The organism is Pseudomonas sp. CFBP 8770 (assembly GCF_014841705.1).
In the GTDB taxonomy this organism is placed as follows: Bacteria; Pseudomonadota; Gammaproteobacteria; order Pseudomonadales; family Pseudomonadaceae; genus Aquipseudomonas.
Genome location: NZ_JACYUL010000001.1, coordinates 629,599 through 648,302 on the forward strand (window position 1 = coordinate 629,599; position 18,704 = coordinate 648,302).

The 18,704-nt window shown below is 62.6% G+C and carries 15 protein-coding genes and 1 pseudogene; 7 read left to right on the forward strand and 9 right to left on the reverse strand.

Annotation, left to right across the window (positions count from 1 at the left end; all coding sequences use genetic code 11):
* The first annotated feature begins 202 nt into the window (after nucleotides 1–202).
* Complete coding sequence (locus IFT98_RS02815; protein WP_122712926.1) at nucleotides 203–1,093, forward strand: LysR family transcriptional regulator; 891 nt, start codon at nucleotides 203–205, stop codon at nucleotides 1,091–1,093.
* Nucleotides 1,094–1,134: 41 nt separating this feature from the next.
* Here the strand turns inward: IFT98_RS02815 and IFT98_RS02820 are convergent, their stop codons facing one another.
* The gene (locus tag IFT98_RS02820; RefSeq protein WP_192047396.1) at nucleotides 1,135–2,022 is read right to left on the reverse strand and encodes an alpha/beta fold hydrolase; all 888 of its coding nucleotides are present in this window, start codon (nucleotides 2,020–2,022) and stop codon (nucleotides 1,135–1,137) included.
* Between the two features lie 120 nt (nucleotides 2,023–2,142).
* Here IFT98_RS02820 and IFT98_RS02825 point away from each other — a divergent pair, with 120 nt between their 5' ends.
* Nucleotides 2,143–2,772, forward strand: coding sequence for a DUF1826 domain-containing protein (locus tag IFT98_RS02825; RefSeq protein WP_192047574.1), 630 nt, complete (start codon nucleotides 2,143–2,145; stop codon nucleotides 2,770–2,772).
* A gap of 16 nt (nucleotides 2,773–2,788) precedes the next feature.
* On the opposite strand, the gene IFT98_RS02830 is transcribed toward IFT98_RS02825, so the two are convergent.
* Complete coding sequence (locus IFT98_RS02830) at nucleotides 2,789–3,511, reverse strand: DUF4198 domain-containing protein (protein WP_122712924.1); 723 nt, start codon at nucleotides 3,509–3,511, stop codon at nucleotides 2,789–2,791.
* A 159-nt stretch (nucleotides 3,512–3,670) separates the two neighbouring features.
* Between IFT98_RS02830 and IFT98_RS02835 the strand changes: the two genes are divergently transcribed.
* The gene (locus tag IFT98_RS02835) at nucleotides 3,671–5,779 is read left to right on the forward strand and encodes a TonB-dependent receptor (RefSeq protein WP_192047395.1); all 2,109 of its coding nucleotides are present in this window, start codon (nucleotides 3,671–3,673) and stop codon (nucleotides 5,777–5,779) included.
* A 29-nt stretch (nucleotides 5,780–5,808) separates the two neighbouring features.
* Here the strand turns inward: IFT98_RS02835 and IFT98_RS02840 are convergent, their stop codons facing one another.
* The 3 genes from IFT98_RS02840 to IFT98_RS02850 all read right to left on the reverse strand — a co-directional run bounded on the left by IFT98_RS02840 (nucleotide 5,809) and on the right by IFT98_RS02850 (nucleotide 7,916).
* Complete coding sequence (locus IFT98_RS02840) at nucleotides 5,809–6,600, reverse strand: phosphate/phosphite/phosphonate ABC transporter substrate-binding protein (RefSeq protein WP_192047394.1); 792 nt, start codon at nucleotides 6,598–6,600, stop codon at nucleotides 5,809–5,811.
* Nucleotides 6,597–7,547, reverse strand: coding sequence for a fatty acid desaturase (locus IFT98_RS02845; protein ID WP_192047393.1), 951 nt, complete (start codon nucleotides 7,545–7,547; stop codon nucleotides 6,597–6,599). Before IFT98_RS02845 ends, IFT98_RS02840 begins: the two co-directional genes overlap by 4 nt.
* 144 nt (nucleotides 7,548–7,691) lie before the next feature.
* On the reverse strand, nucleotides 7,692–7,916 hold the full coding sequence (locus tag IFT98_RS02850) for a hypothetical protein (protein WP_122712920.1): 225 nt from the start codon (nucleotides 7,914–7,916) through the stop codon (nucleotides 7,692–7,694).
* Nucleotides 7,917–8,137: 221 nt separating this feature from the next.
* On the opposite strand from IFT98_RS02850, the gene IFT98_RS02855 reads away from it, so the two are divergent.
* Complete coding sequence (locus IFT98_RS02855) at nucleotides 8,138–9,160, forward strand: aldo/keto reductase (RefSeq protein WP_192047392.1); 1,023 nt, start codon at nucleotides 8,138–8,140, stop codon at nucleotides 9,158–9,160.
* On the opposite strand, the gene IFT98_RS02860 is transcribed toward IFT98_RS02855, so the two are convergent.
* Complete coding sequence (locus tag IFT98_RS02860) at nucleotides 9,151–10,743, reverse strand: putative bifunctional diguanylate cyclase/phosphodiesterase (RefSeq protein ID WP_192047391.1); 1,593 nt, start codon at nucleotides 10,741–10,743, stop codon at nucleotides 9,151–9,153. The two genes, IFT98_RS02855 and IFT98_RS02860, sit on opposite strands and share 10 nt — an antisense overlap.
* A 249-nt stretch (nucleotides 10,744–10,992) precedes the next feature.
* On the opposite strand from IFT98_RS02860, the pseudogene IFT98_RS21150 reads away from it, so the two are divergent.
* From IFT98_RS21150 to IFT98_RS02870, 3 genes and pseudogenes are all read left to right on the forward strand, one after another.
* Nucleotides 10,993–11,775: pseudogene (locus tag IFT98_RS21150) on the forward strand (MCP four helix bundle domain-containing protein); the annotation flags it as partial.
* Complete coding sequence (locus IFT98_RS21155) at nucleotides 11,770–12,633, forward strand: methyl-accepting chemotaxis protein (RefSeq protein WP_425311990.1); 864 nt, start codon at nucleotides 11,770–11,772, stop codon at nucleotides 12,631–12,633. The pseudogene IFT98_RS21150 and the gene IFT98_RS21155, both read left to right, overlap by 6 nt.
* A 180-nt stretch (nucleotides 12,634–12,813) precedes the next feature.
* Nucleotides 12,814–14,865, forward strand: a complete 2,052-nt coding sequence (locus IFT98_RS02870; RefSeq protein WP_192047573.1) for a TonB-dependent siderophore receptor — start codon at nucleotides 12,814–12,816, stop codon at nucleotides 14,863–14,865.
* 22 nt (nucleotides 14,866–14,887) lie between these two features.
* Here the strand turns inward: IFT98_RS02870 and IFT98_RS02875 are convergent, their stop codons facing one another.
* The 3 genes from IFT98_RS02875 to IFT98_RS02885 all read right to left on the reverse strand — a co-directional run bounded on the left by IFT98_RS02875 (nucleotide 14,888) and on the right by IFT98_RS02885 (nucleotide 18,585).
* Nucleotides 14,888–16,129, reverse strand: coding sequence for an arsenic transporter (locus IFT98_RS02875; RefSeq protein WP_192047389.1), 1,242 nt, complete (start codon nucleotides 16,127–16,129; stop codon nucleotides 14,888–14,890).
* Nucleotides 16,111–17,361, reverse strand: coding sequence for an MFS transporter (locus tag IFT98_RS02880; protein WP_192047388.1), 1,251 nt, complete (start codon nucleotides 17,359–17,361; stop codon nucleotides 16,111–16,113). The genes IFT98_RS02875 and IFT98_RS02880 overlap by 19 nt, the downstream gene beginning before the upstream one ends.
* Before the next feature lie 96 nt (nucleotides 17,362–17,457).
* Complete coding sequence (locus IFT98_RS02885; RefSeq protein WP_192047387.1) at nucleotides 17,458–18,585, reverse strand: MFS transporter; 1,128 nt, start codon at nucleotides 18,583–18,585, stop codon at nucleotides 17,458–17,460.
* Nucleotides 18,586–18,704 lie beyond the last annotated feature (119 nt).

The window sequence follows — 18,704 nt, forward strand, 5'->3', positions numbered from 1 at the left end:
TGGGGCAGGCAGTGATCTGTCTGCGAGACCAGGTTGTGTCGTGGGTTCATGAGCGGTGCCTTTTGTTTTTATTGTGTCTGGGTAGTGCTGCTGACGAGAATTGCAGCGCTTGATAAAAAGATATCAACGCCAGGTCGTTAAGCCTAACGACAAATGCTAAACACAGATTGAAGTCTGGCTTAATAGCTAATAGGCTCTTTTCATGAAGCTCGATATCGAAAAACTCAGAGTGGTGGCACAAGTCGGCAGAGTCGGCTCGATGACCGCTGCCGCACGCAGCTTGCACCTGACCCCCTCCGCGGTTTCTCAAACGGTACAGCGTGTGGAAAGCGTCATCGGGCTGCCACTGTTCGAGCGTCGACCCCATGGCATGGCGCTTACCGATGCCGGGGAGCGGGTCATGCGCCGGGTCAACCTGATCGAGGCACAGATGGCGCAGCTCGAGACGGAACTGCGCAGTGTTGCCGAAGGCCGCGCCGGCCACCTGTCGCTGGGGGTGTTTCCGACGCTGGGGTCTTCATTGTTGCCGCGAATTGTCATGCAGTTCAGGGCGCGGCATCCGACCATCACCTTGGATGTGCGCAGCACTCGTCTGGTGGCGCTGCGTCAACTCATCGGCTCGGGTGAGCTCGATCTGGCCATTACTTGGACATACCCGTGGCTGAACGAACCTGGGTCGACCTTGCAGCTACGCACGGACCCTACGGTGGTATTGCTGCCAGCAGGGCACGCAATGGCGCAGGAGGCAGGACCTCTGAACCTGGCTCAGCTCGCCAAGGAGGCTTGGGTGTGCCGGTCCGATGGTCATGAAATCACCGAGCTGCTGCACCGCACCGCTGCCCAGTGCAAGTTCACGCCACGCATCGCCCTGTTGGCCAACGACTATCAGGAAACCCAGGCAATGGTCGCTGCAGGGTTGGGCGTGGCGCTTGCACCGAAACTGTCCACCACCACCTGCAGGGCGGATATAGTCGTTCGCGATCTGGATGATTCCGTGGCGTCAAGGCAATTGCATCTGGTGCAGGCACCCAATCGAAGCAGCCCGGCGGTCGAGCCTATGATCGAGCTGCTGCGCACGCTCTTGAGTGAATAGACACCCGACACCAATCGATGGGCCACACCATGGTAGGGGCCTCACGGCCCTGACAGGCTCAGCACCGCCTGGGCGAATGCCTCCGGTGCCTCCTGCGGGACGTTGTGGCCCACGCCTTCGAGGATTGATCGACGAACAGGGGCGCTGAATCGGCGTAGCGCCTGCTGCTCATCCTGAACCGGGGTGACACCGTCGCAAGCACCGGCCAGGATGACCGTTGGCACGGCAATGACGGGTTGCTTCGCCAGCCTCTGTTCGATGGCCGCGTACTGCGCATCGCCGTCGACCAGTCCGAAGCGATGGCGATAGGAGTGCGTGACCACGTCGACGAAGTCGAGAGTGTGGAACGACTGCGCCGAGGCTAAAAACACCTCATCGGTGAATGCCCAGGTCGGCGACCATAGTTGCCACAGCAGCTTGCAGAAGGCATCCCGGTCGGCTTCAAGGCCTGCGTAGCCACGGGCGCCGTGCAGGTAGTATTGATACCACAAGCGCTGTTCGGCTTGCGGGGCGGCGGGGCGGGTCGCATGGGCAATGTCTTGGATGTTGTAGCCCGGCTCGCAACTGACCAGTCCCACGACGCGCTCGGGCCACAGGGCGGACACCACGCACGCTGCGCGGCCACCCCAGTCGTAGCCGGCAAGTACGGCCTGGGGAATTTTCAAAGCATCCAATAATGCCAGCAGGTCCGACCCCAAGGCTGCTTGCTCACCCGAGCGAGGCGTGTTTGCGTCGACGAAATGCGTGCCCCCGTATCCGCGCAGGTAGGGAACGATGCATCGGCAACCGGCAGCGGTGATCCGTTCGGCCACCGCGTCGTAGGCGCGGATGTCGTAGGGGAAGCCATGCAACAGCACGACCGCAGGCCCATCGGCTGGGCCAAGGTCCCGGTACGCGACGTTGAGCACGCCTGCTTGAATCTGTTTCACTGGCTCATCCTCCTTTGGGTGATAAAGCTGTGACAACGGCGCGACTAACACATCTCGTTGGATCATGGGCGTGGTTATTGATATGTTATGTTATATCTATTCATATCCTCCACTGATGCGATGTATGCCATGCCCGCCACCCCCCATTACATTCAGTCGCCCGAGCCCGCCGTGCTGGCGGAGATCCTGCGCGACGACATAAACCTGGCCATCTGGACGCGGCAATTTTCGCCCGCGATCGCGAGTTTCACTGATGCGTTGTTGTGCCGTGACGATCCACTATCGGAGTCGCGAGTGATTGAGTTACAGGGGGAAGAGCCCCCGGATCTGGTCGGGCTGGCTGCCGCTTTCGCTCGGTGTGAGGGTTACGCCGAGTTCGTCGAGGACGTTGCCTGGTTGATCCAGGCCTACGGTTGCCTGTTGGGCGCCGAGCGTATCGGCCTGCGTCTGCGCATTCTGGACAAGGCGATGTGTCCGCGTTATCACGTCGATCGGGTCTCCGTGCGCTTGATCACGACGTACGCTGGCCGGGGCAGCGAATGGCTCGAAGAGGGTGCGATGCCCAGGGCGGGGCTGGGGCAGGCCGGGTCCGAACCGGTGGATGCACCGCACAAGCTGCTGGCGGCTGACGTGGCCTTGTTCAAGGGTGAGCGATGGATGAGCAACGAAGGGCGCGGAATCATTCATCGCTCGCCGCAGGCACGGGCTGGCGAGCGCCGCCTGATCATGACGCTGGATTGGTTGAAATGAAGGGTGGCTCGCGGACTCAGTGTTGGTGTGCCTTGCCGACAAAGGTCAGCGAGGTGAAGAGGCTGCGCTCTGAAACGTCCTTGCGATCGACCGCGGCTACCTTGGCTTGAGCCGCGATGACGTTCAACCCGGCGTTGCGCACGGTCACGGTGGCGCGACCTCGTGCATCGGTGACGACGCTACTGGCGTCCGACATGCCTCGGTAGTCATCGAGCAGGGCAATGCCACCGGCCGGCTTGCCGTCGATCGTCAGTTCAACGGGTAATGGATTACCGACGCCTACTTCGCTCGGATCTTTCAACGGCCGAATGACCATGGCCAATTTCAGCGCGTCGGGCACCTGCGCGTGTGCTTTCAGGATCGCCAGGCTGTACTTGTAGCTGTGACTGGCGCTGACGGCGCCAGGTACGTCAGCCATGGGCTTGTTCACCGATTCTCCCTGAGCGTTCTTGCTCCAGACACCGTTGTCCAGGGCAACGGCGAGCACGGCGGGCTGCGCGGCTGGATGCAGGCGCGCGTGGTCGCCGAGCTTCTCGACCGTCACCGGGATCATTTGTCCGCGTTCATCGTAGGCCCATGCGCCTTTGACCTTATCCGCGGCATAGGCCTGGTCTTCTGCGCCGTGCCCGTAGACGACGTCCAACTGGCCGTAGCGTTGTTCGGTCCAGATACCATGGGCATACGCACCTTGGGCGCTGAGAAGGGTTGCAGCGGCAAGCAATGACAAAGCAATTTTCATGGGTTTTCCCGAGTGTTCTGCAGGGGTTGAGCCGTGCGCTCGAACGATGCCGATAGGCATCGCGGGTGCAGCATGGCAATCGTGTAGGGCGTTTCTGGTCAACGGACAATTTCGGTTGTAATATTGTCACGTTATATCATAACGTAAACAGGATTGTTCATGTACGGATATGCGAATCACTTCAGGCGCCTGGCATTCGCTGGCGCGGCGCTGACTGGCAGCGTTGGTTTCTACACGCCGCTGGCGGCACAGGAGTCGGAACCACCAGGGCCTACCGAGTTGGGCCTTGTCGAGATTTCAGGCGATCGATACGGCACGGGTATAGCGCAACCGCTGGTGCGCAATCGGATCAGCACGGCCTCGCAAAGCCTGCCGACTGCCGTCTCGACGATAACCGAAGAAGAGATCCGCACCCTCAACGTGGATCGCGATATCTCCAACATCTACCGACGGGTGCCGGGCGTGGTAGCCAACAACATCGATCAGGGGGACACCGGTAACGGTTTTCGCATGCGCGGGTTCGCCACCAATGGCACCCACGGGGCCGACGTGGCGGTGTCGGTGGACGGGGTGCCGCAGAACATTCCCTCAAGTCAGGGCGGGGCAGGGCATGGTCCCGTATTTCTGGAATGGCTCACGCCGCAGATGATCAAGCGTGTGGACGTCATCAAAGGCCCGGTGTCGGCACTGTACGGCGATCAGAATCGGGCAGGCGCCGTGAACATCGAAACCTTGGACGGCAGTGACGTCGCGTCCAGCATCGGGGTGGATGTCGCCAGCTTCGATGGCCAGCGGACTAACTTGGTACTAGGCGGTGAACATGAAGGCCTCGAGTCACTGTTGGTGACTGACCTCTACAGGACCAACGGATACCGCAAGGCCGCCGAAAACCAGCGCGGCACCTATTTCTGGAAGCTTTCCAAAGTCATTGGCGATGCGAAATACTCGGCGCGGTTCAGCCATTACGAATCGGACTTCAGGAATGACGGCTATCTGAGCCTGCCCGCATTGAAGGCGGGCACCGTCGGCCGCCGCGATACCGACAACCTGTATGGCTTCGGCAACGCCAATCGCAATACCTACGTGTTCAATCGGTCGCCGGCCGAGGGCGAGGCGGGCCTGTACTACACGGCCTATTACGAAGACTTCAGGCGCGTACGCGGCATCTCCAACGGTACGAACACACATAACTATGGCAAGGACGATCGTGACATCTACGGTGGGCGCCTGGCCTATAACTTCGTGTATGAAGACACGGTATCGCTCATGGTCGGGACGGACGTGCGTCGCGACAAAGGCGATGCGTTTCGCCAGCAGTACCGCAACTTCCAGCCCACGCAAAACTTCTACTACGACTTCGACATGGACCTCATCACCTATGGGGTCTTCGCGCAGGGCCAGTACAAGCCCATCGATTCGCTCAAGTTGCTCGCCGGTATCCGTCACGATCGGTTCGACTACGATATCGACAACCTGAAGTTTCGAGACGCCAGTACCGGCTACAACAGCTCGGTGACAACGCCCAGGTTCGGCGTGGCATGGACACCGATCGATCAGCTCGAACTGTTCACCAATGTGGCTCAGGGTTTCCGCTCCCCAGCGGCGGAGTACATCAGTTCAGGCAGCAGCAGTGCGCTTCCGCTCAGGGACACGGGTGGACAGATAAACGGCAGCGTACGCCCCAGCAAGGTCAAGTCCTACGACGTGGGTTTTACCCTGCGGCCTACCGATAGCCTGTCCAGTACCACCGAGTTCTATTACATCCAGAACGACAGCGAGACCGTGCAAACCTCGCCGGGTGTGTACGAGCAAGTAGGTGACACCACGCGCAAAGGGCTGGAGACCAGTGTCAACTATCAAGCCACGTCGACCGTCAGTACCTACATCAGTTATGGCCGGATCATCGATGCGGTCATCACCAACCCGGCGCCGGGTATCGGTGCGCGACTGGTCGTGCCGGAGCACACCTACAAGGCGGGCGTTCAGTATCGAGACGGGTTGATGGGTGGGCAAGTTACATTGAATGCCGATGCTTATCATCTGGGCGGCATTCCCTATTACGTCGGCACTGGCAGGAAGACCATGCCTGCCTACACGCGCTATGACTTGCGCGCCAGCTACGACTACAGCGATTACCAGTTCAGTGTCTACGGCACTTTTCAGCCCCACCGGTATGGCAGCGAAGTGGCCTATGGCACCAACAGCGGCCTGGTGATCGTGCCTCAGCCATCAACCACCCTGGGCGCATCGGTAAGGTACTTTTTCTGACGGCCAGGGTCGGCCCAAGCGATGCGAGGCTACCACAGCCCGGCTTGTCCGATATGCCGCCGCGCCTTGTCCCGATACTCCAGCAATACTTCGTAATCGGCGAAGGCCGTTACCTGCACGGTCGTTATAGCCAACACTGCCGCAACCTCTGGCAGATGTGCCAGTGCCGCATTCATGGCCTCGCGCAGCAAGCCTGGCTCTGGCCCGTGGAGGCTGGTGATATAGGGCAATGTCGGCGCATTGGCCGTGCGTTCCACGACCCGCACGCCGGCGACTTCATTCGGCGCATGGCGAGCCAGGTAGGCAAAGGTCACGCTGTCGATGGCCGCCAGGTCGGCGATGCCTGTGGCGACGTGGGCAATGCTCTGGCGATGACTGCCAGTCGCTTGAACGCTTTTGAAGAACCGACCCTCCCGCACATGGGGGATCAGCGCATGGCGCAGCAGGTTCATGCCACTGTTGGAGTCGAGGCTGTTGTAGGCGCCCCGGCAATCGAAGAATTCGGCGAGGGTCTGCCGTGGGTCATTGAGGCGAGCGATCAGCAGGCTGCAATGTTGTCCGGCCTGTGCCTCGGGTAGCGCGAAATGAGGTCGGCCGACGATACGGACCCGATGCTTGAGTTCGGTGATCAAAGGCAAGCCGCAGGTCTGCGCCAACAGCAGTCGTGGATGCAGCCACAGCTCCGCGAGTGAACCCGGCCAGGGCGTGGGGCGGTCGGTGCCCAGCAACTGCAGGGTTTCCTCCAGCCAGCGGCGGTACGCCTCGCCGACTACGGCGGGCGCAGGATACATGGGCAGTGCAGCGATCACGTCGGTGCTCATGGCTGGGTGCCTCCGCCGCGAGGGTGCAGGGGGCTGTCGACGGGGGACACGGCATAACGCCGAAACAGCTCGCTGTAGCCATTGACCAAAAAATGTCCGCTGCGTTGCAGCCAGTCCGTGCGGCGCTCGCGGTACACGCGGGGCAGGTAGTACCAAGGCAACCCCGGCAGGTCGTGATGCACCAGGTGCAGGTTGAGGTTGAGAAACAGCCAGCGCCAGGGCCAGCCCGCTTCGTTGAGCACCGAGCGCTGCTCGGGTGCCTCGGCAGGGCGATGTTCGTAGTAGGAACGGACCATGGACAGCGCCAGCGCCAGAACGCTCGCCAGCAGGTAATCGAAGACAGCCACGCCTTGGGCGCTGATGAACCCGAACAGCGCCAGCACGCAGAGCAGATGAGTGCCCCACATCAGCCACGCTTGCGCCTCGCCGCGCGACAGGCGGGCGCACTGCTCGTGAATCAAACCGGCAAGCGCCAGGGCCGGGCCTACGCAGAGACGGCCCAGCAGGGTCTTGTTCAGCCAGTGCAGCGTCCGGCCGGGCCCCGCGCTGCCCGACCAGGCCCGGGCATCGAGGTAACGGCTTTCCGGGTCGTCGCGTGGCAGCGTGATCGTCTCGTCGCGGTGATGGGCCAGATGGCTGTCGCGGTACAGGGTGTAGGGATACCAGATAGCCAGCGGGGCATAGCCCAGGACCTTGTTGACGCTGCGCCAGCGGGTAGGGTGGCCGTGCAGAAGTTCATGCTGCAGCGACATCCACAAGGTAAGCAGCGGCACCAGCAGCAGTACGGTGAGCGGTCGCCCGATGAACGAACCGAATTCGATCAGCGCCCACCAGGCGCCATAGGTGCCGAGCAGCAGTAACCAGGTCGGCCAGTCGCTGCGCGCGGTCCAGGTGTTCTGCAGTTGCAGGATCGACTGGCGGTGACGGGAATCGAGATAATTGGGCATAAGGACGACACGAATGCTGATCGGTATGTCGTCGACACTAGCATTGGTGCTTATGCCTGGATAATCACTAAATGGTTTCAGTAAATTCCTGAATGGAATAAGAGGCTTGTATACTGGACTTTGTAGGATACGAGGCTTTTCGAGCTACGCCGCCTTGGCCATCCTGGATGCGGCCCCTTTTAGATCTTGAATGGACAGGGCCAGAGCGCCCGCCTGGTTTTCAACGAGCAAGACATCATCTATGAGATGGTCGATGTTTCTGCTGCGCAGAAACAGGGCGTGGCCGCGGAGCATTTGGTAGATCATTTCCAACTGACGTGCCGCGTCATGGACGTCTTCCTGCATTTCAGTGATGTGTGTGGTGGGCATGCGGTGCTCCGAGGGCTCTATCGGTGTTTTGGCGTCCTGGCCACTGGATGAGCGTTTTTTCATTTGAGTGTGATCAGTCTATCGGCCTGAGCCCGCGCAGCTTAAATAGTCTTTTTCCATAGAGGCTATAGGCCATCATGTTGCTGGATGGGATCGGATAAGCCAGCATCAATGGACAGGGCCGTGCACGGCCGGCTGTTTTGCTAAAAGAGGAGTTTTCGATGAGCGACGTCAGATACCGCCGCCTGGGCTGCCATGGCCTGCAGGTTTCCGAAATCACCCTGGGTACGATGATGTTCGGCGGCCAGACCGACGACGCCACCGCCAAGCGTATCGTCGACGATGCCTTGGAGCAGGGCATCAATGCCATCGACACGGCGAACAACTACAACGACGGCGCTTCGGAAATCGCGGTGGGCAAGCTGATCGCCGGCCAGCGCTCGCGTTGGGTGCTGTCGAGCAAGTTCGTCAACCCCAACCCCGGCGTGCAAGGGCCGAATGGACGTGGGGCTTCGCGCCACAGCGTGATCGAGTCGGTGGAGGGCAGTCTGCGGCGCTTGCAGACCGATTACCTCGACCTCTATTACGTGCACCGTGAAGACCCTTTCACGCCGGTGGAAGAGACCGTGCGCGCCTTGGCCGATCTGATTCGCGCCGGCAAGATCCGCGGCTACGGGCTGTCGAACCACAGCAGTTGGAAGCTTGCCGAATTCTGCCGGGTGGCAGACCTGCTGGGCGTCGAGCGGCCGACCGTGAGCCAGCCGCTGTACAACCTGGCCAATCGGCAGATCGAAGCCGAGCATCTGCCGGCAGCCGAGCATTATGGCATCGGCGTGGTGTCCTACAGCCCTCTGGCGCGAGGCGTGCTCACCGCCAAGTACGACCCCGGTGCCGAACCGGGTGTCGACACGCGGGCGGGGCGCAGCGATCCGCGCCTGCAGCAGACCGAGTGGCGCTCAGAGTCGCTGAACCTGGCGCAACGTATCAAGGATCACGCCCAGGCCCGCGGCATTACCTCGGGGCAATTTGCCCTGGCGTGGGTGCTCAACAACCAATTGATCAGCTCGGCCATCGCCGGACCTCGCACCGAACAGCAATGGCGCGACTATGTGCCGGCGTTGCAGTACCGGTTCACTGCAGAGGACGAGGCGTTCATCGACGCGCTGGTGGTGGCGGGCCATAGCTCGACGCCTGGCTACACCGACCCGAGCTACCCGGTGACCGGGCGTCGCGTTCAGTTCTGAGCCGCGGCGCAGACCGTCAACGGCGCCTGGACGGCAGTGGCGATCGTGCTTCCCGCCTGTGGGCGGCCGTATAGATAGCCCTGGGCATAGTGGCAACCATTTTCCGCCAGCCATTTCGGCAGGTAGGGCAGGTGGAAGTCCTCGATGCCTTCGGCCGTGACCTTCATTTTCAGGCTGCGTGCCATCCCCAGGATGGCTTCCACCATGGGCAGGTGGTCAATGCTCCCGGCCTCGAAGAAGGAGCGGTCAATCTTGATCTTGTCGATGGACAACCGCGTCAGATGGTACAGACCCGAATAGCCGATGCCGAAGTCGTCCAGCGCCACGCTGATGCCGTAGGCGTGCAGCTTGCTCAGGTTCCGCTGGGCGGCGTCGAGGTTGCCCACCAGCGCTTCTTCAGTGATCTCCACTTCGAAGCGCTCGTAGGGGAAGCGTTCATGCCTGAGTTGCTCGGCCAGGCGATCGGGGAACAGCTCATCGGTGATCATGGTGGCGCTGACGTTGAGCGATAGGTGCAGTGTATCGTCCCAGAAGCTGGCCGCCCTGCAGGCTTGCTTGACCAGCGAGCGGGTCATGGCCGGAATCAGGCCAAGGCGTTCGAGTATCGGGATGAAGTCGCTAGGCATGCCGGTGCTGCCGTCGGGCCGGGCCCAGCGTGCAAGCACCTCGAAGCCCACGATCGTCTGCGACGGAAGGGTGACAATGGGCTGGAAGAACGGCACGATTTCCTCGCGCTCCACCGCGTGCCTGAGGGCTTGGTCGAGGTCGGCTTGCGCACGCAGCTGCCGCTCGTATTCGTTGTCGTAGAAATTGAACATGGAGCGGCCGGCGTTCTTGCCTCGGTACATCGCCGTATCGGCGCAGTGCAGCAGTGCGGACGCCTCGGTGGCATCGATCCAGGAACGCGATATGCCAATGGTCGCTCCCAGCCGCACGGGGGTTGAGGGTTCGACAAAGGCTTCGCTGACCTGCTGGATGGTCGTTGCGGCAATGTCGCTCAGCTCGCGCTCATCCCTGTAATCCAGAAACAGCAGGCAGAACTCATCCCCACCCAGCCGGGCGGCAGTGCCACCGTGCAGGCGTGCGATGTGCTTGAGCCGGTCGGCCACCTCGACCAGCACGCTGTCTCCGCCAGAGTGGCCGTGCTGGTCGTTGATGGCTTTGAAGTGGTCCAGGTCGATCAGCATGATCGATACGCAGCGATGCTGCGCAAGCCGTTCGCACAGCAGGTCCATGAAGCCGCGGCGGTTGATCAAGGCGCTGAGGGAGTCGTACCTGGCCAGGGTTTCGGTCTGAAACTGGATCCGCTGCAGACGCTTGTAGCTGAGTTGAGTGTTGGTGACCATGCGCTTGAGCACGATGGTCGGCACGATCAGCGAAATCATCGAGAACCCCGAGGACGTCAGTACGAACCGCCAGCGTTCGGCGTCTTCGAAGTCCCCGTCGTAGGGCAGGTTCAGCCAATGCATCACATAGGCTTCGAGGTGAAACTCCCACAGAATGGAGAGCCCCACGATCGTGAGCAGCGTCAGCGATAGAAGCATCGGCAAGCGGCATGGATTACGGCGGTTGAGGTCGTTCATGGGTGGCATCGCAAGGTCTTGCGGATAGAGTGATGTCAGACAGCCATCATCTCATAAGCGTTCATACCGCTGATCGTATGGCAGGTGCATTTGGTCGCCACGACAGAAGGTAGGCCCAAGTGGCCACACGGCCTGCGAACACTATTCAAGCTTCCTGCGGCGATGCCGATAGCGGGTTCATACCGCCCACGACGCTAAGGAAAGTGCCGAACCCGGGGCTTTTTTTGGTGGACCTGACAGGATACCTGTATGACGTGGCTTCGCGATGCAAAGTTATCTTCCAAACTGATTGCGGCCTTCGGGTTGTGTGCGTTCATTACCTTGGGCGTCGGCCTGCTGGGGGGGCGCGGCGTCAGCCAGCTGTCGGACAGCCTCAAAGGGGTGTTCTCTAACAACCTGGTCTCGGTTGCCAAGACGGCCGAAGCCAAGAGCAAGGCCATTGCCCAGCTCAAAGACCTCTACGCCCTGATCGCCGCCCATGCGGAGAACGATTCGCAAAGCGTCAAGGACTCGATTCGCCAGAGTATGAATACCAACCTGGCGGACAGCGAGAAGGCTTTTTCGACGTACCGCAAGACGCCACAGGCCGACGACGAGCGTGCCGCCGGCGACAAGATGGAACGTGACTGGCCGCTGTATCAGGCGCAGCTGCAGAAAGTGCTGTCGGTGCTGGACGCCGGTGACGTTTCGGCTGCGCGCTCGCTCATGTCGGGCGAGATCCAGCCGGCCTATCGCACCGTCATGGACGAGCTGACCGTGATGGTCGAGTCGAACAACCGGCAGATCCAGGAAGGCGCGCGTGATGCCGACGAGCAGGAGCGGGCGGCGATCACCGTGCTCTACATCGGCATCGCGCTGGCCTTTCTTGCAGCACTGGCACTGGGGCTGTTCATGAGCCGCCTGATCAGCAGGCCCATCGCTACCGCGGTGGCCAGCGCGAAATTGATCGCCAAGGGTGATCTGACCCACAGCATCGGCAGCTCGGCCCGTGACGAAACCGGACAGCTGCTCGCCGCACTCGGCGAAATGCAGGAAGGTCTGAAGGCGACCATTCACCAGATTGCCGACGCCTCGAACCAGCTCGCGTCGGCAGCCGAAGAGTTGAACGCGGTCACTGAAGACGGCAGCCGTGGGCTACTGCGTCAGAACGACGAGATTCAGCAAGCGGCCACGGCCGTCACCGAGATGACGTCGGCCGTGGAAGAGGTCGCGCGCAACGCCATTTCCACCTCGGAAGCCTCGAAGACCGCCAGCAGCCAGGCCACCGATGGCCTGACGCAGGCGCGCAATGCTGTAGAAGCGGTAAACAATGCCACTATCGAAATCCAGTCCTCGACCACCATCGTGGAAGACCTGGCGGTTCAGGTGCGCGATATCGGCAAGGTGCTCGACGTGATTCGCGGTATCGCCGAACAGACCAATCTGCTGGCCCTCAACGCGGCCATCGAAGCGGCCCGTGCCGGCGAGCAGGGGCGTGGTTTCGCCGTGGTTGCCGACGAGGTCAGGGCGCTGGCGGCACGTACCCAGTCGTCCACGGGCGAGATCGAAAGCATGATCGGCGCGGTGCGTTCGCGGGCAGACCAGGCAGTCGCTGCCATGGGCAAGAGCCAGGGGCTGGTGGGGGACACCCAGGTACTGGCCAAGGCCACTGGCGATGCGCTGCAATCCATCGCCACCGGGATCGCACAGATCAACGACCGCAACCTGGTCATCGCCAGCGCCTGCGAAGAACAGGCCCACGTGGCTCGTGAGGTCGACCGGAATCTGATCAACATCCAGGACCTGTCGACGCAGACGGCCGCAGGCGCTCACCAGACCAGCGCATCGACCCAGGATCTGTCGCGCCTGGCCATCTCGTTCAACGATCTGGTGGGTCGCTTCCGTCTCTGAATTCGTCTGCGAGGTAGTCAAAAATCGTACAACCGATTCAGCAAATGATCACAATAGTCCGTACAATTGAGATGGGACGCATTCGCGTCTTCTATCCAGTACGGAGTTACACGCGTGGTCAAGTCGTTGAATCGGGCCCATTCCTGGGTGCTGTTGTGCTCAGTCCTGCCTTGCCTGGCCATGGCGGCCACCGAGCTGCCCTCCAGTGTCATCCAGGCCACCGGCGAAGGTGAGGGCGATGACGGCTACGCCCGCGTGCGCGGCGAAACCGCCAGCAAGAGCGCCACGCAGAACCGTGATGAGGCACAGACCATCAATTCGGTTACGGCACGCACGCTTGACGACTACCAGGTCAAGGATTTGAACGACGCGATGCGCTTCGTCAGCGGTGTCACCCAGACCAACACCCTGGGCGGCACCAAGGATGCGCTGATCAAGCGCGGCTTTGGCAGCAACGACGACAACTCGATCCTGCGCGACGGCATCCGCTCGGCCATCGGTCGCAACCTGGGGGCGACCACCGATCATGTGGAAGTGCTCAAGGGGCCGGCCTCGCTGATGTATGGCGCGCTCGAACCGGGCGGGGTCATCAACGTTGTCAGCAAGCAGCCGCAGTTCACCCGCAGCACCACCCTCGGCGCATCCGGCTTCAGCGAGGGTGGCGGTTCGCTGTCGCTGGACACCACCGGCCCGCTTGGCGATACCGATCTGGCCTACCGGCTGGTGGCCGAGCGCAGCCACGAGGATTACTGGCGCAACTATGGGACCGACGAGCACACCCTGATCGCTCCGTCGATTGCCTGGGTCGGTGAGCGGGCGAGTGCTTCGCTGGCCTATACGTACAACGACTACGCCAGCCCGTTCGATCGTGGCACCGTGTTCGTCGCTGGGCGACCCGCCGACATCAGCTACCGCGACCGTCTCGACGAGCGCTGGGCCAAGACCGTGGGCATCAGCCAGAGCACCACGGCGAAGTTCGAATACCAGCTGGGAGACGCCTGGCGCAGTCGTCTGACCTACGGTTGGACCCAGGATCGCTACAGCCTGGCCATCGCTCAACCCAACACGCTCACCGGCAACACCTTGCGGCGCATCGCCAATGGCGGTCACTACGATTACGAAAGCCGCTACACGGCGCTGGATCTGATCGGCGACCAGCAGCTGTTCGGCCAGCGGCATGAAATCGTGGTGGGCCTGGACAACGAGTCGCTGGACAAATACCGCGGCAAGACCTACCGCAACGCCAACACCGCCGCCGGCAATATCGACATCCGCAACCCGGTCTATGGCCGTCTGGCCGAGCCGGTCACGGTCAGCGCGGCGCAGAGCAATGCCGAGAACAACCTGGTCACCACATCCCTGTACTTCAAGGACAATTGGCACCTGAACGATCGCTGGATCCTGGTGTTCGGTGGGCGCCAGGCGCATTGGGACCAATACAGCGATCAGGGCCTGGGCCGCTCGTACGCGCCCGGTGCCGATTCCAACGGCGACGAATTCATTCCGTTCGGCGGGATCGTCTACCAGCCCAGCGAAACGGTGGCACTGTATGCCAACTACAGCCGCTCGTTCGTGCCCAACGATGCCGACGATGCGGGCAACAGCTTCAAGCCCACCGAGGGTCGCAGCTACGAAGCCGGGGTCAAGTACACGCCAACCGCTGCGCTGAACGTGAACCTGGCGGTGTATGACATCGAGAAGAAGAACCTGGTCAACAGCGTGCTGCAGAGCAATGGCGACCGCCTCGACGAGGCGGTCGGCAAGGCGCGCTCGCGCGGTGTCGAGCTGGATGTCACCGGTCGGATAGCCGAGAACTGGAGTGTGATCGGCACTTATGCCTACAGCCACACCGAAGTGCTGCAAAACGCCGAAGCGCCCGAGCAGGAAGGCAATCGGCTGCCCAACGCGCCGATGCACACAGCCAGCCTGTACCTGACCCATCATCTGGCCATGCCCGCGCAGACCGGGCAGTGGCATGTAGGTGCGGGCGCGCGCTACGTGGGTGAGCGGCCGGGCGACAGCGCCAACAGCTTCTGGATGGACAGCTACACCTTGGCCGATGCTTTCGTGCGTTGGGACTTGCCTACCCAGGGTTACGAAACGCGCCTGCAGCTGAACATCGACAACCTGTTCAACAAGCAGTATTACCCAGCGACCACCGGCAGCAGCACGCTGCAGGTGGAAGAGGGCGCGTTGCGCACGGCGCGTCTGACGGCGACCGTGAAATTCTAAAACGCTGATACGCCTGCGGCCCTCACAGCAGCCACAGGGCGGCGATCAGGGCCGGCGGCATGACCACGGCGCCGAGCTTGAGGAACGTCCAGGCGCTGATTTCGACCCCTTCGCGGCGCACCGCGATCAACCACAGCAAGGTCGCCAGGGAGCCGGTGACCGATAGGTTGGGGCCCAGGTCGACGCCGACCACCAGCGCGCCGGTGACGTTGGGCGGCAGGTGCGCCAGTTCGTTGATGGATCCGCTGAGCAGGCCCACCGGCAGGTTGTTGCCGATGTTGCAGGCCAGCGCCACCAGGCCCCCTGCCCACCAGTGCGCCTGGGCCGGCGCGTGCCTTGCGGCCTGTTCCAGCCAGTTGGCCAACTGACCGGTCACGCCGGTCTGGCCAATGCCTTCCACCAGCACGAACAGCCCCGCTACCAGCGGCAGCACGCCCCACGCCACGCCCTTGCACACTGGCCAGGGATTGCTTCTCTGGTACAGGTGGACGACGGCGAGGGTAGTGATGGCCGCCAGGAACGTCGGCAGGCCCAGCGCTTCATCCAGAGCCGATACGGTCAACAGCAGCACGGCCGTGACGGCCAGCCCGCAGGCGGTGAGTCGAGCACCTGCGCTCAGGTGGGGCAGTTGTTCGACAAGTTCCAGGCGCTGCTGCAGATGCCGACGCTGGGTCAGGCGCAAAACCAGATAGGTCATGGCGATGGCCGCCACGGACGGCAGGCTGAACATGGCCAGCCAATCGAGCAGCGGCGGCATGTGCTTGCCGAATATCACCAGATTGGCCGGGTTGGAAATCGGCAGGACGAAACTGGCCGCATTGGCAATGAACGCGCAGACGAACAGATACGGCAGGGGGTTGACGCGCGCCGCCCGGGTGGCCGCGTACACCGCCGGGGTCAGCACCACGGCAGTGGCATCGTTGGACAGGAAAACAGTCACTACGGTGCCGACCACGAACACCAGATCGAACAGCCGTTGCGCACTGCCGCGGGCTTGGCGGGCAGCGACGGTCGCCAGCCAGTCGAACAAACCTTCACGGCGGGCCAGTTCGGCCAGCAGCATCATGCCCACCAGAAACAGGTAGACATCGGTACCCTTGAGTACCGCTGCCAGTGCCGAAGACCAGGCGATCAGGCCGCCAGCGACCAGACCGATCGCTGCCGCCAGCGCCCAGACGTATTCGGGAATCCGCAGCGGTCTGGTGATGATGCCCAACGTCGCGAGGAGGCTGACGCCCCAGATGATCAAGCTGGCGTGGGGCAAGGCGTGGCTTCCTGTTCAGTGGCGCGGCGCAGGGTTTCCGGCATGGCGGTGAGCAGCAGGACGAAGGCCGCAGCAGCGACCCCGGCCAGGGTCAGGAAGGCCGCGCTGTAGCCAGCCTCCTGCACGACCAGGCCGGCCAAACCGTTGCTCAGCGCAGCGCCCAGGCCGAAGGCGGTGGTCAGGGCGCCCAGGCTGACGTTGAAACGCCCGGTACCGTGGGTGAGGTCTTTGACCACCAGCGGAAACAGTGCACCGAACAGGCCGGCGCCGATGCCGTCGAGCAGTTGCACGCCCACCAGCCAGTACGGATCGTTGGAAAATGTATAGAGCACACCGCGAATCGGCAGGATCAGGAAGCCGGCCAGCAGCAAGGGTTTGCGCCCCCATTGATCGGCACGCGCGCCCACCAGCAGGGCTGCAGGCACCATCACCAGTTGCGCGGCGACGATGCAGGCCGAGGTCAATGGGGTGGCCATGCTCAGGTCGATCTGCGACAGCTTCTGGCTCACCAGCGGCAGCATCGCCGCGTTGGCCAGGTGGAACAGCGCGCAACAGACCGCGAACACCAGCAGCGCACGATTGCCCAGCAGCACCTTGAAGCCGGAGGGCTGTTCGTGCCCATCCTTGTGGTGGGCTTCCAGCCCACGGGCGACGTCGTGGTCGATGGCATCGGCCTTCACGCAGCTCACCGCCAGCACGCTGGCCAAGGCCATGGCGGCCATCAGGTAGAACACCGCGACCGGTCCGGACAGGTAGGCGAACCCGCCCGCCAGCAGGGCGGCGAAGGCATTGCCGGCATGGTTGTAGGTTTCGTTGCGACCGGTGCGCCGGGTGAAGGCCTTGGGCCCAGTGATGCCCAGGGAGATGGCGGCGATGGCCGGAGCGAACACCGAGCCGGCGATGGCGCCAAGCGCCTGGGTAGCGGCGACCAGCCCGAACGAGGTAATGAAAGGCAGGACCACGCAGCTAGCGGTAACCAGCAGGGCGGCGACCACCACCACCGCACGTTTGTGCCGGGTCTTGTCGATCAGGGCGCCGGCGGGGGTTTGGGTGAGCAGCGCCGCCAGCCCGGCCAGGGTCATTACCAGGCCAATACTGCCGGGGTCCCATTTGTGCACCGCCAGCAAGTAGATCGCCAGATAGGGTCCGAGCCCGTCACGGACATCGGCCAGGAAGAAATTCAGGCCGTCGAGAGACAGCGCGTTACGCCGCGAAGTGGCAGATGTGGCCAAGGCAGTGGTCTCGAATGAGGGCAGGCAGGTACAGAACTGAGTGGGCGGATCGAGCGTAAGTTCCGGGCTCCGCAGCGCAATCGAATGAAGATTCTGCTAGCGGGTTTTGGGCCTGAGAAATATCGCCAGAAAGGCAGGCAGGGCAAAGGCGAAAAGGGCACCGTTGACACCCATGGCGCCCATCGCCGCACCGAACAACGGCGCGCCGGCCGTCTGCCCGAGTGCCAGGCACAGGAACGGAAAACCCAGGCCCAGGTTGGGTCGATCCGGCAGCAGTGCAGTGCCCTGGATCAGGTATGCACCCGAGGACATGATATAGGCCGCGCCGAACAGGCCCATGGCAACGAAGCCATAGGCGATGCTGAATCCGCTTGCCGCCAGGGTCAGGATCGCCGCGACGATGGCCAACAGCGAGCCGCCATGGATGACGGCCGTACCGAAGCGGTCGATCAGCACGCCGGTGGCTGCGCCGCTGACCCCGGCCGCTCCGAGTACGATCCAGGCCCAGGCGATGCCGCTGTCGCTGACCCCGAACGCGCCGCGCAGGATGTCGGCGCCGAAGGTCCAGATGGCGGTGCTCGACAGGCCCATGGCGAAGGCACTCAGGCAGAGCAGGGCCAGCCCCGGTCGGCCGAGCAGTTTCAGGGATATGCCAGCGCCGGTTTCACTGCCACTACCCTGCGGCAGGGCCCGCCACAGCCAGACGGTGATCGCTGCGCCAATCAGGGCGAACAGTGCATAAAGCTCACGCCAGGCGTCCACGGTCATGACTGCAGCGGCACCCGAGAAGACGATGCCGGCAGCCGTGCCTGCGTTGATCGCCGCATTGGCCTTTGCGCGGCCGGCAGCGTTGAACCGAGCGGCGACTGCACTCGCCAGCGGTGGTGAGGTCAGTCCGGTGCTCAGCCCGGCAAGCGCCACTCCCGCACCCAGCATCCAGCCCGATGAAGCGACCACGATGCAGGTCATTCCAGCCGTGGCGGCCAGACCCGCGAGCACCGCAAGGGTGCGCGGAGTGAGCGCGCCGTTGCATACGAACGTCAGGACGATGCCGGCGCAGTAGGCCGCGAACGCGCCGCTGCCGATCCAGCCTGCTGCCGTGGCGTCCAGCGACAGCTCCACGCGCATCTGCGGCAACAGCAGGCCATAGGCGAAACGCGCCAGCCCGTACGAAAGCGCGGTGAGGGCAAATGCCGCAGCGACCAGGTTGCGACCGGAGTTCATGATGCCCGCACCTTTGCGTGAATCGTTAAGGGCAGCGCCGCCTGCCTGGCCTTACCGATGGCAGCCACGCCAGCCACTCTGGCGGCAGCCGCGGCAGTGTCGAACAACCGCTGGAATTT

Bases quoted from the DNA above. Each gene is read 5' to 3' on its own strand.
- IFT98_RS02815 (WP_122712926.1), top strand. From the start codon at position 203: ATGAAGCTCGATATCGAAAAACTCAGAGTGGTGGCACAAGTCGGCAGA.
- IFT98_RS02825 (WP_192047574.1), top strand. From the start codon at position 2,143: ATGTATGCCATGCCCGCCACCCCCCATTACATTCAGTCGCCCGAGCCC.
- IFT98_RS02830 (WP_122712924.1), bottom strand. From the start codon at position 3,511: ATGAAAATTGCTTTGTCATTGCTTGCCGCTGCAACCCTTCTCAGCGCC.
- IFT98_RS02835 (WP_192047395.1), top strand. From the start codon at position 3,671: ATGTACGGATATGCGAATCACTTCAGGCGCCTGGCATTCGCTGGCGCG.
- IFT98_RS02840 (WP_192047394.1), bottom strand. From the start codon at position 6,600: ATGAGCACCGACGTGATCGCTGCACTGCCCATGTATCCTGCGCCCGCC.
- IFT98_RS02845 (WP_192047393.1), bottom strand. From the start codon at position 7,547: ATGCCCAATTATCTCGATTCCCGTCACCGCCAGTCGATCCTGCAACTG.
- IFT98_RS02850 (WP_122712920.1), bottom strand. From the start codon at position 7,916: ATGCCCACCACACACATCACTGAAATGCAGGAAGACGTCCATGACGCG.
- IFT98_RS02855 (WP_192047392.1), top strand. From the start codon at position 8,138: ATGAGCGACGTCAGATACCGCCGCCTGGGCTGCCATGGCCTGCAGGTT.
- IFT98_RS02860 (WP_192047391.1), bottom strand. From the start codon at position 10,743: ATGAACGACCTCAACCGCCGTAATCCATGCCGCTTGCCGATGCTTCTA.
- IFT98_RS21155 (WP_425311990.1), top strand. From the start codon at position 11,770: ATGCAGGAAGGTCTGAAGGCGACCATTCACCAGATTGCCGACGCCTCG.
- IFT98_RS02870 (WP_192047573.1), top strand. From the start codon at position 12,814: ATGGCGGCCACCGAGCTGCCCTCCAGTGTCATCCAGGCCACCGGCGAA.
- IFT98_RS02885 (WP_192047387.1), bottom strand. From the start codon at position 18,585: ATGAACTCCGGTCGCAACCTGGTCGCTGCGGCATTTGCCCTCACCGCG.